Annotated in this window: 20 protein-coding genes and 1 riboswitch; of the genes, 19 read left to right on the top strand and 1 reads right to left on the bottom strand. The window is 44.4% G+C overall.

Features of this window, described 5'->3' with window-relative positions:
* The first annotated feature begins 26 nt into the window (after positions 1-26).
* The 17 genes from VX941_01510 to VX941_01430 all read left to right on the top strand — a co-directional run bounded on the left by VX941_01510 (position 27) and on the right by VX941_01430 (position 14459).
* On the top strand, positions 27-260 hold the full coding sequence (locus VX941_01510; GenBank protein ID MEE2932085.1) for a ferredoxin family protein: 234 nt from the start codon (positions 27-29) through the stop codon (positions 258-260).
* A 6-nt stretch (positions 261-266) separates the two neighbouring features.
* Positions 267-1229 (top strand): HEAT repeat domain-containing protein, encoded by a 963-nt coding sequence (locus VX941_01505; protein ID MEE2932084.1) that lies wholly within the window; start codon positions 267-269, stop codon positions 1227-1229.
* 97 nt (positions 1230-1326) lie between these two features.
* Positions 1327-1695, top strand: a complete 369-nt coding sequence (locus tag VX941_01500; protein MEE2932083.1) for a hypothetical protein — start codon at positions 1327-1329, stop codon at positions 1693-1695.
* Positions 1696-1829: 134 nt separating this feature from the next.
* Entirely contained in the window at positions 1830-2354 is a 525-nt protein-coding gene (locus tag VX941_01495; GenBank protein ID MEE2932082.1) for a TlpA disulfide reductase family protein, read from the top strand.
* 276 nt (positions 2355-2630) lie between these two features.
* Complete coding sequence (locus tag VX941_01490) at positions 2631-3992, top strand: ABC transporter substrate-binding protein (protein ID MEE2932081.1); 1362 nt, start codon at positions 2631-2633, stop codon at positions 3990-3992.
* A 323-nt stretch (positions 3993-4315) separates the two neighbouring features.
* The gene (locus VX941_01485; protein ID MEE2932080.1) at positions 4316-5059 is read left to right on the top strand and encodes an ABC transporter permease; all 744 of its coding nucleotides are present in this window, start codon (positions 4316-4318) and stop codon (positions 5057-5059) included.
* Positions 5056-5718, top strand: a complete 663-nt coding sequence (locus VX941_01480) for a hypothetical protein (protein ID MEE2932079.1) — start codon at positions 5056-5058, stop codon at positions 5716-5718. Before VX941_01485 ends, VX941_01480 begins: the two co-directional genes overlap by 4 nt.
* A 73-nt stretch (positions 5719-5791) precedes the next feature.
* Positions 5792-6613 carry an ABC transporter ATP-binding protein gene (locus VX941_01475; GenBank protein ID MEE2932078.1) on the top strand — a complete coding sequence of 274 codons (822 nt, stop codon included), beginning with the start codon at positions 5792-5794 and terminating at the stop codon, positions 6611-6613.
* Positions 6614-6627: 14 nt separating this feature from the next.
* On the top strand, positions 6628-7311 hold the full coding sequence (locus tag VX941_01470; GenBank protein MEE2932077.1) for an SCO family protein: 684 nt from the start codon (positions 6628-6630) through the stop codon (positions 7309-7311).
* Positions 7312-7381: 70 nt separating this feature from the next.
* The gene (locus tag VX941_01465) at positions 7382-7843 is read left to right on the top strand and encodes a copper chaperone PCu(A)C (GenBank protein ID MEE2932076.1); all 462 of its coding nucleotides are present in this window, start codon (positions 7382-7384) and stop codon (positions 7841-7843) included.
* Complete coding sequence (locus VX941_01460; protein ID MEE2932075.1) at positions 7844-8488, top strand: c-type cytochrome; 645 nt, start codon at positions 7844-7846, stop codon at positions 8486-8488.
* A gap of 23 nt (positions 8489-8511) precedes the next feature.
* Positions 8512-9291 (top strand): Crp/Fnr family transcriptional regulator, encoded by a 780-nt coding sequence (locus tag VX941_01455; protein ID MEE2932074.1) that lies wholly within the window; start codon positions 8512-8514, stop codon positions 9289-9291.
* Positions 9292-9455: 164 nt separating this feature from the next.
* Positions 9456-10643 carry a hypothetical protein gene (locus VX941_01450; GenBank protein MEE2932073.1) on the top strand — a complete coding sequence of 396 codons (1188 nt, stop codon included), beginning with the start codon at positions 9456-9458 and terminating at the stop codon, positions 10641-10643.
* A gap of 75 nt (positions 10644-10718) precedes the next feature.
* Positions 10719-11432 carry a hypothetical protein gene (locus VX941_01445; GenBank protein ID MEE2932072.1) on the top strand — a complete coding sequence of 238 codons (714 nt, stop codon included), beginning with the start codon at positions 10719-10721 and terminating at the stop codon, positions 11430-11432.
* Entirely contained in the window at positions 11432-12349 is a 918-nt protein-coding gene (locus VX941_01440) for an ATP-binding protein (protein MEE2932071.1), read from the top strand. The genes VX941_01445 and VX941_01440 overlap by 1 nt, the downstream gene beginning before the upstream one ends.
* A 169-nt stretch (positions 12350-12518) precedes the next feature.
* Positions 12519-13442 carry an alpha/beta fold hydrolase gene (locus tag VX941_01435; GenBank protein MEE2932070.1) on the top strand — a complete coding sequence of 308 codons (924 nt, stop codon included), beginning with the start codon at positions 12519-12521 and terminating at the stop codon, positions 13440-13442.
* A gap of 30 nt (positions 13443-13472) precedes the next feature.
* Entirely contained in the window at positions 13473-14459 is a 987-nt protein-coding gene (locus tag VX941_01430) for an aldo/keto reductase (GenBank protein MEE2932069.1), read from the top strand.
* A gap of 34 nt (positions 14460-14493) precedes the next feature.
* Here VX941_01430 and cobD read toward each other — a convergent pair whose 3' ends face one another.
* Positions 14494-15564, bottom strand: a complete 1071-nt coding sequence (gene cobD / locus VX941_01425) for a threonine-phosphate decarboxylase CobD (GenBank protein MEE2932068.1) — start codon at positions 15562-15564, stop codon at positions 14494-14496.
* Positions 15565-15581: 17 nt separating this feature from the next.
* A riboswitch (cobalamin riboswitch) is annotated at positions 15582-15794 on the top strand.
* On the opposite strand from cobD, the gene VX941_01420 reads away from it, so the two are divergent.
* Together VX941_01420 and cobU are read left to right on the top strand one after the other, a co-directional pair.
* Positions 15751-16542 (top strand): HupE/UreJ family protein, encoded by a 792-nt coding sequence (locus VX941_01420; protein MEE2932067.1) that lies wholly within the window; start codon positions 15751-15753, stop codon positions 16540-16542. It overlaps the preceding riboswitch by 44 nt.
* 17 nt (positions 16543-16559) lie before the next feature.
* Positions 16560-17087 (top strand): bifunctional adenosylcobinamide kinase/adenosylcobinamide-phosphate guanylyltransferase, encoded by a 528-nt coding sequence (cobU, locus tag VX941_01415; GenBank protein ID MEE2932066.1) that lies wholly within the window; start codon positions 16560-16562, stop codon positions 17085-17087.
* Position 17088 lies beyond the last annotated feature (1 nt).

The following is a 17088-nucleotide window of genomic DNA, read 5'->3' as shown; positions in this document are numbered from 1 at the left end:
GTAACATTAGTGTTTAGGAGGGTAAAATGCCATTAGCTCATTCAGCCAGCACCGTGCCGGTGACGGTAGACGACGATAAGTGTATAGCCCATAAAGGTTGCACTGTTTGTGTGGATGTTTGTCCATTGGATGTGTTGCGTATCCACGAAGAAACTAAGAAGGCTTATATGAAGTATGATGAATGCTGGTACTGCATGCCTTGTGAAGCAGATTGCCCGACTGGGGCAGTTAATGTCAGCTTGCCATATCTACTGCGTTGACTCGTGATGCCAATTTTTGAAGAGTTGGAGGATGAGACAGACCTCGAAGATATACTTGTACGTTTAAAAGATGATGACTCCTTGGTTCGTAAGGTGGCAGTTCTTGATCTCGCTGAAAAAACCGATGCAAATAGCCTAAACGTTCTAATTAATTGTTTTAATGATAAAGCCGCCGAAGTTAGGTTAGAAGCGGCTAGAGCACTTGAGGCATTTGACGATCCAGCAGCCGCGCAATGTTTGGCCGAAGCGCTAGATGATAGTGACGAAGCGACGCGCGAGGCAGCGGCTTACAGCCTAGCCGAATTTAAAAACCCGGAGTGCGCAATTCCATTAGTTGATTTCGTTAGTAGTAATAGCATGTTTGTGCGCGCATCTGTTCTCAGAGCGTTACGTGAACTTCGCAATCCTATATCCCTGTCTGTTGCATTGAAGGCGCTTGCCGATGATCACGCTTCTGTCCGAGTGGAGGCTGTAACCGTAATTGGCTACCTGCAGGATAAAACGGCGCTTCCAGCGCTTATCCAGGTTACTCAGGATGAGAGTGCTGATGTACGTCGCTCAGCTATTCGTGCTTTGGCGTTTTGTGATGAAGACTTGGTGGTAAAAGCACTTCTGAAAGGACTTTCTGATGAGGTTTGGTCTGTTCGTGAAGCCGCAGCGGAAACTTTAGGCCGTGTAAAAGGAAAGTCAGCTACAAATGAAATGATTGCTGCACTGGAAGATCCATATTGGCAGGTCCGAGTGAAAGCAGCTCGTAGCTTGGGCCAAATAAAGGCTGTGAGTGCGGTACACGCTTTAGCCCCGTCGCTTTCGCACGATATTAGCAATCTGAGGAAAGAGGCTGCAGCAGCTCTCGGAGAAATCGCGCATTCGAGCGCTCTTGCATATCTGGAAAAAGCAGAAGGCGATCCCGACCCAGATGTAAACAAGAACATTCGCTGGGCAATAAGTCAGATAAAAGCTGCATGACCAGATGAGATACGGTTTTGAAAGATACTTAAGAGGGTGATGCCCGACCCCTGCTTTACAGCGCCTTGGTTTTCTAACGCGGGGCAAAGCTTTCAGGATGGAGCTTTACCAAGCTGTATTCCGGAATCCAAGGAATCGGATCATTTATAAAGAGTTAGACATAAAGTCTTGGTGGCCATGGGGAAGGACCTATTGCATGCCTATGGAGTATCTTTCTAATGATAACCTTATCGAGAGCCATACGGTTGACAGCTGTTCTGTAGCACATTGTCCGACGGTTCAAAGTCTAGACCAGATTTTTAGCTTAGGAGAAACTGTATCAGAAACAGGCTTTGAGGTTTTATCCAAGGTACTTTCCTTTAGTAAAATCACTGCATCTTCTACGGTAAGAAAGTTACATGGGCATTCGGTTGATATTGGAGATCTGCTATCCTGTGTGAAAGATACTTGTTTTAGGATTGCTTAACAATTGCAAATAAGCGCAGAAAGTCAAACCCTACAAATCAAACGGCTGACGCATGACGGCAGTGGCAGGCCAATTGACTTTAAGAATTTCAGAGGGCACACGGATGCTTTGCAATTGGGAATTCGAGTTCAGCGATGGTAAAAGTACTCAGCGTAGTTTTTTTTGGGCTTATTGCTGTGCTTTGGCAAATAAATCCAATTTTGAGTATTAACAGTACTAATGCCAGCCTCGTCAGAATGCCAGAGCCTCCCAGTGCACCCGCTCTGGATATCACCGACCTATCAGGTAAATTGCATACGGTAGGACAGTATCAGGGGCGACCAATGCTCGTCCACTTTTGGGCAACTTGGTGTGCACCGTGTCGCCGCGAACTCCCCGCTCTGCAAAGGGCATACAAAGTGCTTGAACCAAATGGAGTTGTGGTCCTCGCAATAAATCTGGGAGAGCAAGCAGACCACGTTCGGCGATTTCTGAGCGATCAAACGCTCAGTTTTCCCATACTTGTTGATCCGTCTTCCTCGCTTCGGGACAGATGGCAACTGCTCGGAATGCCCACCACCTACGTTGTAGATGGCAGAGGAAAAATTGTCTACGGCGCAGTTGGTGAGAGAGATTGGGCAAGTAAGCCCATATTAGATCTTTTAATTTCTCTTAACTGATTCATCAATAAACTAGGTCCAGTGAGGATATTTCCTTCACTTCCTAGTTGTACTTCAATTGGTGCCACGGATTTGGTTAAAATATAATCATAATTTTTATGCTGCCTAATATTTAATCTTTTAGATGACTTGTGCGTATACGTAAACTTTTTCCTAAGGGATATAAAATGATATTTATCAATGGTTTAAAAATTTTTCCCGCCGTATTAGAGAGTTGGCATCCCTTTCGCAAAGAGACGTTAGAAGGGTAACGATCATTGCGAGGAGAGCTATTTCATGAAAAGAGGAACAATATTAGCATTAATTGTATTGGTGTTTAGCTACGCGACTGCTGTGGATGCGAAAACCATAAAAATTGGTATTGGCCATCAAAGTATGTGTTCCGATACCTATACTGCGGGAATTATTGTTAAAGAGTTAAAATTACTGGAAAAGCACCTACCTAAAACCGGTAAATACGCAGGTGTAGAATATGATATAAAGTGGGCAGATTATAGTTCGGGAGGGCCGATTACCAACCAAATGCTCGCGAGCAAATTAAATATTGGGGTTATGGGTGATTACCCATTAATTGTAAACGGGGCGAAGTTCCAAGCGACAAAGAGTTTAAGAACTCTTTACGTAGCGGGCACTGGCTACAACCTAAAGGGATCCGGGAACGCAGTTGTAGTTCCAGTAAAGTCTAAAATTCAAAATTTTGAAGAATTGAAGGGTAAATCGATCTCTGTGCCTGTCGGCAGTGCTGCTTGGGGGATGACATTAAAGGCTCTTCAGGATGCGGGAATAAAATCCTCGGAGATAACAATTAAAAATCAAAGCCCAGCTGTTGGCGCGGCGAACATCGCTAAAGGTAAGATTGATGCACACGCCGATTTTTGCCCTTGGTCGGAATTGATGGAATTCAGAGGCACAGGCAGAAAGATTTTCGATGGTAGTGAGGCTGGAATTCCGTATTTACACGGAGTAGTCGTCAGAAAGAAGCTCGCTACCGAATATCCAGAGGTAGTCGTAGCCTTCTTGAAAGCAGTAATAGAGGCTGGGCAATGGGTAGATAGTGATCCGATGCGGGCTGCAGAACTTCTGGAAAAATGGACAGGTATAGAAAAAGAAGTTCAGTATTTATACTTCAGCAAGGGTGGTCATCTTACATTAGAACCAACAATTAAAGACGAATGGTATAAGGCGTTGAAATTTGACCACGGAGTGTTGGAACGCGAAAAACAAATCCCGCCATTGGATTTGAAGGCGTGGATACAGGATAAGTATATTCGCCAAGCCTTTAAAGAAATGGACTTAGATTACAATAAGCAAGTTAAAATGATGCATGATCCCAAAGTGGCACACGTGGGTTTGCCGGCTGAAGTCTGGCACGCCAAAGAAGGGATCAAAACATATAAAAATATGAATAAGTTTTTGAAGGCAGTTGGAAGCTTTCAATCTGTTGCTCAAAAGTTAAACGCCACTTACGTTTACGACGATGTGACAGGCTTGAAGCTGTTTGGCAAAATGGCCTTTTATGTTCCGACAAAAACATCTTTTAAGGCATTTTTGCGGAAGTATGAAGCCGACAAGTATGCCAAAAAGATAGGTTCAAAGACGATAAGTTTTAAAGAAGCAATTGCTTCTGCAGCCACCTAACTTGTCCCGTGGGCGGGCGGTAAGACAGGTCTATCTTCCTCCCTAACTGTATTACCGCCCTCTCAAAAAATACCAAAGTTCGATATCCAAGGGGGCCTTTGTTCTTTTCGAGCTTTCCAGCGGGCATTTCAAAAAGTGTGAATCGAAGATGGTGGCAAAAAATGGTTGTGAACAAACTTCTAAATGAAAAAATTATTGGACCATCAGTAGACTCTGCTGATGATAAGACCAAAAAGCAGCGGTTTAGTACTCAAATTGTGGCCAGTGTGTGGGAAAAGATAGTTTTTTCCAGAGTGGTGAGGTCGCGTTGGACCATTCGGATCATGGCAATTATCTCAGCTATTGCGGTTTGGCATTACCTAACAGAATATGATTTCAATAATGGGGTGAATTTCGAGAATGTACCAGAGCCACTTCTGGTGCTACTTAATTTCATTCACCATGCTCAGACCCAAGAATTCTACATTCATATTATTGTCAGTGTGAAACGCATTCTTATTGGATATACGGCGGCAGCTGTCTTGGGCATTCTAATTGGTTTACTAATGGGACGCTTCCGGATGGCTGAGGACTTCTGTATTCCATATGTAGAAATATTAAGGCCTATCCCAGCTGTTGCGTGGATACCATTAGCAATCCTTATCTGGCCAACTGAAGAATCCAGCATCATTTTTATTACATTTCTTGGCGCTTTTTTCCCTATTATTTTGAATACGATACAAGGTGTTGAAGCTACTCCGGAGATTTTAGTAAGGGCGGCGCGCTCATTGGGAGCTAAGAACTTCGAAATCTTCTGGCACGTTGTGTTCCCGGCAGCTTTGCCCAGTATTGCTGCGGGGCTTGCGATCGGGATGGGTGTTTCATGGTTTTCATTATTAGCGGGTGAAATAATCTCTGGCCAGTATGGGATTGGCTACTTTACGTGGAACGCTTATTCCTTAATCAAATACACAGATATTGTTGTTGGCATGCTGATAATCGGCGCCTTGGGTACATTGTCTACATATTTGATACGATTATTGGCTCGCCCATTGCTGCGCTGGCAGGCACTGGAGACCGGCCGATGATATCGGGTTTGAAAACAGTCTTTGCTGTAATTCGCCACCAAAAACTTGTCTGGCTTGCATCAACAGCCGGTTTTGTCTTGCTTTATTATCTTTTCCTGCTGGCGATGCTGGTCATACGTTTCGATAATTTTCCTAATTATGTTACGTTTTACGATTATATCAGTAACGTTTTCACCATTCTGCGTGAAACCCCCGATATCGTAGATACACTGCCAATAATTCGCGATGAATGGTTACTCGAGATTGGATTTATGAATTATGACTACGGTCACGGCATTTCGGAGTGGAGTCTCAACATAATTCCATCCTATTTAATATTGCAGTGCTTGGCAGGCATGATGGTCGGTGCTGCGATTGTGCTTTGGATTGATTTGGGTGCGGTAAAGTTTTCTCCAAAATGTAAAATTCGGGATGCCTCAGCTGTTGGTGGCGGGGCATTCCTTGTGGGGTTCACTAGCGCAACCTTAAGCTGGGTAGTTTGTTGTGCGTCATCTACTTGGGTGGTGAGCCTCGCTATGCTTGGGTTGAGTGCATCTACTGCATTATGGCTAGAGCCCGCGGGCTTAATTTTATCAATGGCAGGATTTGCCTTATTGTTTATCGGTATTTTTAATTTGACACGTGAGCAAAAAAATTCTCGGCGAACAATTTTGCAATGAATAATAAAATAAGGTAATTTGTTAAATGTTACAGCTCATTAAGGAAGAAGGTCCTATCCAGTGCGATAAAGTCATGAAGAAGCTGAAACAGGGCAATATTATTATTGATGATGTTAGTGTGATATTTGAGCGTGACGGGGTGAAAAATATTGCAATCGACAGCACTTCCATCAAAATCATGCCTGGCGAGTTTGTGTGCATACTCGGCCCATCAGGGTGTGGCAAATCCACTTTATTGAATGCGGTAGCAGGTTTCATTTCGCCTACACAGGGTTCGGTATCTGTTGACGGGAACATAGTTGAGAAACCTGGCCCTGACAGGGGAATGGTTTTTCAGCAGTATTCCTTGTTCCCATGGAAAACAATCAGGGAAAATGTTGCATTTGGTCCGTTGCAGACTGGCTCAGGCCGTGCTGCTGCCGAAGGAACCGCTAACACCTTTTTGTCAATGGTTGGTCTCTACGACTATGCAGACAGGTATCCTGCGGAACTTTCAGGCGGAATGAAGCAGAGGGTTGGTATTGCAAGAGCGCTGGCAAACTACCCAAGCGTTTTGTTGATGGACGAACCGTTTGGTGCTTTGGATGCCCAGACGCGCGTTATGATGCAGGAGAACCTGCTGCAAATTTGGTCGGAGTTTCGCATTACTGTCATGTTCATCACTCACGACATCGATGAGGCCATTTTCCTCGCTGATCGTGTTCTGGTAATGAGTGCATCGCCTGGTCGGATTATCGCTGATATCGATATTGAACTGGCACGTCCCCGCACGTTGGAGATGACAACCAAAGATGAGTTCATTGATTCAAAAAAACAATGCATTGAAATTATAAAGGCAGAAAGCATGCGCGCTTTTGAACAACAGAATCCGGAATTGAGCAGTAAAAAGAGGTAAGGCAACAGTTTGGAATGAATTGGCGAAATTTAGTCTCACTTAAAATATTTTTGTGGTCCGCTGCAATCATAATAGTAATTGGAGTGTCGGTTAACCTGGCACGACAATATTTGGCCTCACCTAATGCTATTAAAGCTGGACTTTCACCGAAGGTGATCGGTGTCGGTTCAAAAAAGGTAAAGAAACTCACCTCTATAAATCTTGTTGATGATGAGGGTAGGCAACTTAGCCCGTCATCGTTCCAAGGAAAGTGGCATTTAGTATTGTTAGGATTCACTTCCTGTCCCGATGTTTGTCCATTTACTCTAGCAAATCTTTCAGCCGTTCATGACAAAATTTCGGAACATGCTGTGCCAAAAGACATACCCACTGTATTGCTAATATCCGTTGACCCTAATCGAGATAAAATTGCAGATCTCAGGAATTATGTAAGGCATTTTAATCCTAAGTTTCGTGCAGCCACCGGCACAAAAAAAATGATTGATCAATTCGTTAAGGGGATTGGGGGCTTCTATGAATTTGTTCCAAAAAAGGATGATAATACCTACAGAGTAAACCACAGCGCAGAGGTATTTGTGGTTGATCCGCTAGGTCATGTGGTTGAGAGCCTTAACCCGCCTCTTGTACCCCATGTTACTGCTGCGCGTTTTCAAAAAATGATTTCTTTATTTCAGAAAACTAACGCGCCACCTTTATAATAATGTTATTACAAAAAAAATATTCACCTGAATTGTCACATAGGCAAGTTTCTTAAGGGGCGCCGGCAATATGCACTACATTTTGGCAATAACATTAGGCATTTTCTTTTTTAATTCGTCGCTTTTAGCGGCGGATAAACTCGAAGTGCGCGACGCCTGGGTGAGGGAGGCTCCTCCTAACGCGAAAGCCCATGCAGGGTATGGAGTGTTTAAAAATAAATCAAAACATTCCGTAACATTTATTTCTGTAAGAAGTCCAGATTATCAAAAAGTAGAACTTCATCAATCTGAAGTACAAAATGGTGTGGCTACTATGAGGAAAAAAAAAAGCCTTACGATTCCAGCAGGCGGAGAAATTAAATTAATGCCAGGGAGCCTACATCTGATGCTCCTAAATCCGGTCACTGGGATAAAAATGGGAGATAAAATAAAAATGATATTGGTTTTTTTGGATGGCGCAAGCCAGAGCTTCTCAGCTGTGGTTAAGAGATCGAATGACATTCCTAAATCGCACAGCCACATGGGCCACTAATTGACCCACTCACAAATAATAAAATACAAACCTGTACTCTTCGGCATGTTTTTTGGGGTGATTGGATTTGCTAATAGTATGGTGAGGGGAGACATGATCGATACTGGAAGTTTGCAGGCTTGGGAAACTTGTGCAATGTGCCATGGTGTCGATGGTGATAGCCATATGGCAAAATTTCCAAAGCTAGCAGGTCAGCCATACGATTACCTCGCAAAGCAGCTTCGAGATTTCAAAATGAAACGCCGTAGAAATGATGGTGGTATGATGTCAGGAATGACTGAGGCAAAATCAATGCCTGAACTTCTAGAAGCGGCTCGATATTTTAGTGAATTACAAGCCCCAGAACCTTCAAGTAATAACGCTAAGGTTTCAAAGATTACCAAAAATCTCTTTAAGCGTGGTGATCCCAGTCGCGGGATTCCGGGTTGCGGCCAATGCCACGGTGTCGATCCTATCATTCCGCGCTTAAAAGCTCAGCATGCTGGTTATTTGCAAAAGCAACTCAGTGATTTCCGTAAAAGTCGACGCATGAATGATAACAATGGTGTAATGCAAAAAATTGCGAAGGCGTTAACAACGGAAGAGATAAAAAATTTGGCGCAATATATAGCAAGGCAGGCTCGCGTTCTTAAGTCTGCACCATGATAAAATACGGCGAAAAAAATATTATGGCACAGAAAACATCATTTTCGATTAAAGACGACGGTACAGACATCAACAGAGAGAATAACTCAGGAGAAAAAGGGCCCTCAGCACTAATCTTAGCTGAGGAACCTGCAGACGGTAAGTCCGCATCTTTATTTTCTCGTATGGGGCCGGGTGTATACAAAAAGCTTAAAGATATTGGCATAGAGTTGCAGGTGTCGGCTGGCGATACGGTTTTCAGTCAAGGGGAGCAGCATAACGGTATATTTTTGATTGAGACGGGGGTGGTCCGAACTTTCTATGTCGGTCCTAACGGCCGAGAGATTACCCTCGCCCATTGGTCTCGTGGCCACTTTGTAGGCGGCCCGGAAATTTTTGGTGGGGGGCACCATATTTGGTCTGGTATTGCTGCTGATGATTGTAAGCTTTTAAAACTGGGAGGTGACGCTTTCCGTAGTTTGGTAGAGAAGTCGAATATTTTAGCTGTTTGCCTTTTAGAAGGATCAATTCAGAAGGGTAAATGTTACTCGGCCCTCTTGCAAATGTTGGGAACGCGATCGGTAGTTGAGAGACTTGCCCAACTTCTGCTAATCCTATCCCAGTCAGAGGGGCCTGTGGAAAATGATAATCCTATAATTAGCCGCGTCCTTACTCACGAGGAACTTGCTAGTATGGTGGGGGCTACTAGGCAATGGGTAACGGTTACGTTAGATAAATTTCGTAAGGCTGGCGCAATACGGATAGTTGGCCGCAACATTCAAGTCACTAATGTCGATTTTCTGATTACAAAAACCGGTATGTAGATTTTGTTGGCTTGCTAATTTGATTAGATAGAGTGAAAATAAAAATGAATAAAAGATTTACATGAATTTTGAAAATAAAATACTTTTCTATACTATAAAATATGTTATTTATGCATTTATGCCGATAATAAATACATTTTAACAACTTCATTTTTGAAATACACATGGACCGTGAAACTCTATTTTATTTGCTAAGCTCAGGGAAGTACCTTTGCTTTAACCCTACAGAGATTGAAGTGGAGGGTGAGGGTGAGGAAGAGGAAGAAGAAATGGTTGGGGGTGCAGCTGTGGCTGCGGATGATGATGCTGAAGTAGAGGATCTATTCGACTCCCCAATTCTCAGAGACTCGGTATTTTTTAAAGAGGTGTCGACGGATCATCGTACCGGCTTGATGTACACATCAACTCGATTCCTAATGGCTTTTAATGACGAAAATATTCTTGAAGGTGGGGCCTCCTTTGAAATCTCAGGCAAATTGGACCAATATCTAACAGACTACTATGGGGGAGAACGGGTGCAACTTTCAAGCCACGATAATTGCGTGCTTGATGTGTTTAATAAAACTCCAACGTTTGACCCTTTTATGCTTATGTCTCAGCGGGGGTATATTCAAAAAATACGGTCTGTTGGCGATAAGCATTTTGCTGTTGCAGCATCCACAGCTAGCGAGGTGCGTGCAATAATTTCGGTAAAGGCGCGTCAACTAGTTCAACTTGCGGCTAATTCCGGAATCAAAAGCGATAAGATCAATGCAACGGCGCTTGAGCTGGAGGATGCAATCTGGCTTACAGAAACAAACGAGGGAACTAGCAGAGTATTCCAAGAGATGGGAATTCCATTGGATCAGGAAGATACTATTCTCCTCGCTTGGAAGGGCATATCGTATTATGAATACATGCTTAATGAATTTAGAACAGATTATCTCAATATGCTCAGTTGGCTGGGAAGTGAAAACTCCTACCCGAGCGACATAGGCTTGATGGGCCCAAACCACGCTGCCGATATCCTTAATGTGCGCAAAAGGGCAAAATCAGTGCTTCGGACCGCATATCAGAAGGCTTGCGCTATCATGAGAGATTATGATGAGTCATATGTGAACCTGATTCGACACCAAGACCCTAGACCATTTCACACTTTTTTAAATAATGCTCCCGTTCATTTTGAGCAATTGGGCACGTGCGTTGGAAGTTTTGGGCATGTTAATAATGCATGGAAATCGCTGACGAACCACGGAAATTATCCAAGGCCGAAAGCTGATAATATGGAAAAATTTTACAACTTTATTTGTGATTTGATCTCGGTGCCGGAACCTGATGCAGATGCTATTTCAAAGTCAACCTCCGCAAATTAAAGTCATAAAGCAAGCAGTCATTGTGGGTTTACCTATCCTGAGTGATAAATGGCGACTTAACGATTGAGGATGGTTATGATGGGCTCTGCAGGAACCGCCTCTACCAAGATTAGGTACATTCTTCAGTTTGATAGCTCACACACAGAAAAATTTGATATTGTAATTGATAGACTTACCGGGCGTTCGTCAGCGCCACCGCCCAGTGTGATACCAGAATGGGCTAAACTCGATTTTGAACAATGCCCAAATTGTCCTCTAGAAAAGAAAGAATCAGAAAACTGTCCAACTGCTGTAGCCCTGGCCGACATCGCTAGACGTGTTGGCAAGGTGGTCTCGCACTCTGAAGTTGAAATGGTGGTAATTTCTGAGGAGCGATGGGTTGGCAAAAAAACAACGTCTCAAGAGGCGATTAGCTCATTAATGGGTCTGAAAATAGCCACCAGTGCCTGCCCGCACACGGATTATTTGAAGCCCATGGCACGCTTTCATTTGCCTCTTGCAACAGCAGAGGAGACTTTAACCAGAATAACCGGGGGTTTTCTTTTACACCAATATTTCAAGGTTAAACGCGGCGATACCAGTGGTTTAAACTTGTCAAATCTTGCGTCTCTTTACTCGGAAATGTCGATTGTGAATTCGTCTATAGCCAAGAGGTTGCGTGCGTCCGGTGAGTTTTCAGAACTTAACGCATTGACGATTCTCGATACGTTCGCACAGGTTATCCCACTTCAGATTGAAGATCGCCTCGATGAGATTCAGACCCTCTTTGAATTTGGTGGAAATAAATAATGGCTGAAAAGAAACAAAGTGCTGATGGAAAGGACCAAACTCCAATTAAGGAACATATCGAAGTTGGAGGCGAAAATTCACAACGAGAAAATAGAATTAAACAGCATTATATAATGGAAAATTTGGGTAAGCTTGCTGGAGGGATTGCTCACGAGATGAACACTCCCGTCCAATATGTAGGAGATAATCTCCGTTATTGCCGCAAAGCAACCAAAGACCTTCTCATGATCTTTGACGTGATTGACCAGTTAGTCGATCGTATGAAGAGTGAGAAATCGTTGGATGATATAATCTCTAAATATCGAACAGAATATAAACAAAGGGACATCGATTTCATACGCAAGGAATTACCTTCTGCATTGGATCAAGCAATTGAAGGTACTGACCAAGTTTTGACTTTAGTTAGGGCAATACGGGATTTTTCATGCCCGACCCACAGAGCAATGATTCCCGTTGACCTAAATCGTATAGTTGAACGCGCATGTACAATTGGTGTTGGCGAATGGAAAGATGTTGCTAATATTGAGCTTGACCTTGCCAAAAACCTTCCAAAAATTATCGGGGATGAGCGCGCGCTCATCCAGGCAGTGCTAAATTTAATGGTCAACGCTGCTCATGCCATTAGCGAGAGAAAACCCGAAGCAGGCAGGATAAGACTGCGTACGGAGCGGATTGGAGATAACATTCAATTAACAATTGAAGACAACGGTATTGGCATTCCCGAACATATCAAAGGTCGAATTTTTGAACGCTATTTTACAACAAAAGAATATGGTGATGGTACAGGACAGGGTCTTGCTTTTGTGCATGAGGAGGTGGTTGAACGCCACGGCGGTAACATCGAGATTAATAGCATAGAAGGCGAGGGCTTTGAGGTAATTATAGAATTTCTCAATAATTCCCCAAATAAGAATTAATTCAAAAGCCGATGTCGTGTGTCATTTAAGGAATATCGAATCCTATTCACATTTCTGTGCAGAGCGTGATACGGCGCTGATAGTTGCAGGCTCTTAGGTGCATTCGACTTCATTTTGATTTGAGATTTGAAAAAACTTGTAGTGCAGGCGTTATATAAGGATGAAAGAAATGGGTGATGAATTTATTCGGAAAGAATACTGGGCAGAAAAAGATAGCATTAAGCTACATATATTTCGCCGACAGCTAGCATCTACTTCGGCGGATGGCAGTCCCAAACCAATAGCATTCTTTGTGCACGGATCCTCCTATGCTGGCATCACTGGTCACGATCTTGAGGTGCCAGGCCGTGAGGACTACTCACTGATGAATACGTTTGCAAGGCTTGGCTACGACGTTTGGAGTATGGATCACGAGGGTTATGGTTTTTCAGGGCTACGCGAGGGAGCAAATTCTGACATCGCATCGGGAGTTGAGGATTTGAAAGCAGCGACCGATATTATCATGACAGAGACTGGCGTCTCGTCTTTTTTATTTTCGGGGCAATCGTCAGGAGCGCTGAGAGCAGCTGCATTCGCCGAAGCATACCCAGAGCGGGTCGCGCGATTAGCTCTCGGAGCCATGGTGTGGACAGGTAAAGGGTCGCCAACTTTGGCAGAGCGGTCTAAGAAGCTCGATCAGTGGAGATCATCGAATAAACGCCCTGTCAATCGAGAATTCTTTGAGACCATCTTTAGTCGAGATATCGATGGATTAGCAGATAAAGATGTAGCCATGGCTATGGCAAAATCCGAAAGTCGTTTTGGTGGTTTCGTGCCCACGGGAACTTATCTCGATATGTGTGCAAATTTACCAGTATGTAACCCAGAAAAAATCTCCTGTCCTGTAATGATCATTCGTGGAGAGCACGATGGGATAGCTTCACCGGAGGATCTTATATCTTTTTATGAAAAGCTACCAACGAGAGATAAAGTTCTTATTACTATGGCGGGGCAGGCTCATTCAACATGGCTTGGATATAATCGTCATCGCGCAGTTCATGTGTTGCACGGATTCTTTACTATGCCAGAACGCAAGGACCCGCTTAAAGGCTAATGCAAACTTACTGGTAAGGGGTACGCTTTTATGATCTCAAAGAAAGTCGGGGGAACAGACCTGAACGTTTCTGCCCTAGGTTTTGGCTGTGCGTCACTATCTGGAGGGTATCGCCCAAGAGATGAAGAACGTGCAGCCAAAATTTTGTCTTTAGCCGTTAATTCAGGGATTAGTTTTTTTGACTCTTCCGATGCCTATGGTAACGGGCACAATGAGGAATTTCTGGGCATTAATTTGGGCGAAGACAAACATCGAGTTACAATTGGAACAAAGTTCGGCAATATTCGAGGTCCCAATGGTGAACGGGGAGGAACGAACGGAAAGCCAGATTATGTACAGCGCGCATGTGAGGCGAGCCTCGAGCGTCTTGGTGTAGATATAATCGATCTTTATACGCTACACCGTGTTGACCCGGAGACGCCCATTGAAGACACAGTGGGTGCTATGAGCCGCTTGGTTGAACAGGGCAAAGTTCGGTACATCGGGCTTTGTGAGGCGGGAGCTGGAACGATAAGGCGTGCAGCAAAGGTTGCAAAAATTACAATGTTACAAACTGAGTATTCACTTTGGACGCGTGAGATAGAACAAGATATTTTGCCAACCTGTCGTGAGTTGGGGATTGCATGTACCGCATACGCACCCTTAGGGCGCGGATTTCTCTCTGGCAGTATTCGTAACTCTGAAGATATTGCTCAGGGTGATCGGCGCAACGATCATCCACGGTTTGAAGAAAAGAATTTAAAACAAAATGCAAAGTTACTTGGAACGATCGACCAAATCTCCAAAGTGCGTGGTTTGACGCAGAGCCAAGTTGCTTTAGCATGGTTATTGTCGAAAGGAGACGATATTGTGCCAATACCTAGCACCCTTAACCCTGCGCACCTGCGGGAAAATATTGAAGCTTGCACTGCTGATCTAAGTGTCGAGGAAATTGTTGCTCTCGAAGAAGCCTTTCCTTTGGGTGCGGCGACAGGCACGCGTTACCCGGCCAAACAAATGCATCTCATGGGGCAGTGAGAGTAGGTGGAATGTTGGCGGAAAATCCGCCAAGCTAGTTTTCCCTCTCAAATTGAGAGAGAGCGCGCTCGGTTCTAATAAAATCATTCTCATCTCTTGGAATTCCAAAACGAAGGCGATCAGGCTGGTCTTCAAAGGCTCGTGTGAGCACTCCACTTTTCGCTAGGTGGCGATAGAGACTATGGGCATTAGGGTGGCCACCTAAAAGGAATAATGAAGTGCCTCCTAAAATTTCAAAATTATGGAGATCTAGAAGTTCTGTCATCTTTTTAGAACGTTTTTTGAGCGATATGCGCATGTTTTTTTGCCAGCTCAAATCAGCCATCGCTTGTTTTCCAATCTCAAGGGCTGGTCCACTTACCGGCCATGGCCCTAATGCATTACGCAGGATTTCAGCAGTTTCTATGTCTGCTAATGCAAAACCTAAACGTAATCCAGCAAGTCCAAAAAATTTGCCAAAAGAACGCAGAACGATCAGACCTTTATTCCCTGTAATCCCGGAAACACTGTTGGTTGGGGATGCGTCAATAAATGACTCGTCAACAACTAAAAACCCTCCGCCATAAGCTTGTCTCTCTGATAGTGAAGCCAAGTCTTCGGCTTTAAATTGTTTGCCGTCAGGATTATTTGGATTAGTGACTATTACTGTTGCAAAATCGCCCCAATTTGGAAGGTCGGTAATTTCTATTACTTCGTGGCCCGCAGCTTGCCAAGCACTCGCATGCCCTGTGTACGTTGGCCCAATAATCCCCGTCTTGCTAGGGGACCGCAACCAGGGTAGCCATTGAATCAAGGCTTGCGTCCCAGGACCCGGCACGATGTAGTCGCGTGAATTGCAACCAAAATATTTGGCTGCTATATCGATACAAGCGTCTGTCAATGTTGTGTCGGGAAGTTTCTGCCATAGCTCATTAGGCACTTCAGAGAACGGATATGAATCGGGATTAATACCTGTTGAAAGATCCAACCAACCTTCAGTGGGCACCCCGAATACTTTTTCAGCAAGTGCGATTGAACCTCCATGTCTTGGTAACGTAGAAGCCGGCATTTCGGTAAAACATTGAAATGGTGGCGAGGTAGATTTCGTTTCACCATTCGTTGACAAAGGCCTTCCCCTTTCGATACAAGTTGGTTGTCAATGGTTCCCATGATCGAACGTGTCAAGGGAACACGGTGCGGTCTTCTAAATCTCTTTTAGAAGATCAAAGCCGTGGCTGCCCCCGCAACTGTAGGCGGAGAGCCCCATCCAACATACGCCACTGGGGAAACCTGGGAAGGCAGGATGTGGGCGATGACCCGTGAGCCAGTATACCTACCGTTGACGCGCTATCGCAAATCTGTTCGGCGGGGTGTACGAGCACAATCCACGAGGTCAAATTTGGCGAATCGGGAGGAGAAAAATGGCGTTAGCGGTGAAACAACGTTCGTTGGGAGTGTTGATATGTTTTTTTCAAAGTCATTTTTGCAAAAGTTCGCCTTAGCATTTCTTGTCTTCAGTATTTTTGGGTTTGGCATCGGGCCAGCGGAGGCGCACCATCCGATGGATTTTCAAACACCTCAAACGGTTCTTCAAGGACTGCTTTCAGGGTTTGGGCATCCTATTATTGGTTTAGATCACTTAGCTTTTGTTGTTGGGTTGGGTTTTATAAGTGCGCTGTTCCCGAGCGGTCTCGCCGCTTTGAGCTCTTTCATTGTAGGCTGCTTGGTAGGATGCATTATGCATATTAATTCCCTCGATTTGCCCCTAGTTGAACCAATTATCGCATCGTCTGTTATCTTAGCGGGGGTCATAATCGCCTATCGCTATGCGTTATCGAAATATGTGTTTGGACCAGCAATTGGCATATTTGGTCTTTTCCACGGTTATGCATATGGCGAGGCAATTATAGGAGCAGAGGGCTCGGTGCTCGGTGCATACCTTATGGGTTTTAGTCTTGTGCAGTTTTGCATTGGTGCGTTGGTGTACTGTGGATTCCGATACTTAGGGCCAAAGTTTAGCCGAACAGACTTTGGTGTACGAATGGCAGGCATGACCATAGGTGGATTTGGTGCTGCTACACTTTTCGGGCAAGTCATTTCCTAACTGGGTCTGTTTAGAAGTTGTCTACAAACAGAGCATTACCGGCGATAACGTTGGTGTTGGGTGGTGCGCGTTCGGGTAAGAGCCGTTATGCTGAGCGGTGCATAGAAAATGTATCGCAGCAACCAGTTTATATCGCTACAGCTGAACCCGGTGATCCCGAGATGATTAAGCGTATTAAACGGCATCGAGAGCGACGCGGACCTACATGGCAGACAGTGGAAGAGTCAATCGATCTAGTTGGTGTGCTAAAGGCTCATAGAAAGTCTGCTATTTTGATTGATTGTCTCACGCTATGGCTTACTAATTTAATACTTGCAGATCACGATGTTGAAGGATCCGTATCCAAGCTGGCATTAGAGCTAAGGCAGGCCGAAGGTAACGTTTTCCTTGTTTCAAATGAGGTTGGATCAGGAATAATCCCCGAGAATGCATTAGCGCGAAAATTTTGTGACGCTGCTGGTCAAATGAACCAGTTATTAGCATCGGAGGCTACATCCGTTGTCCTGGTGACAGCCGGCATTCCTCAGTTGCTTAAGGCTCCGTAGG

This window comes from Pseudomonadota bacterium, assembly GCA_036339585.1.
GTDB lineage: Bacteria > Pseudomonadota > Alphaproteobacteria > UBA8366 > UBA8366 > UBA8366.
Note: the sequence above shows the minus strand (reverse complement) of the source record. Positions and strands in the feature narration are given on the sequence as shown.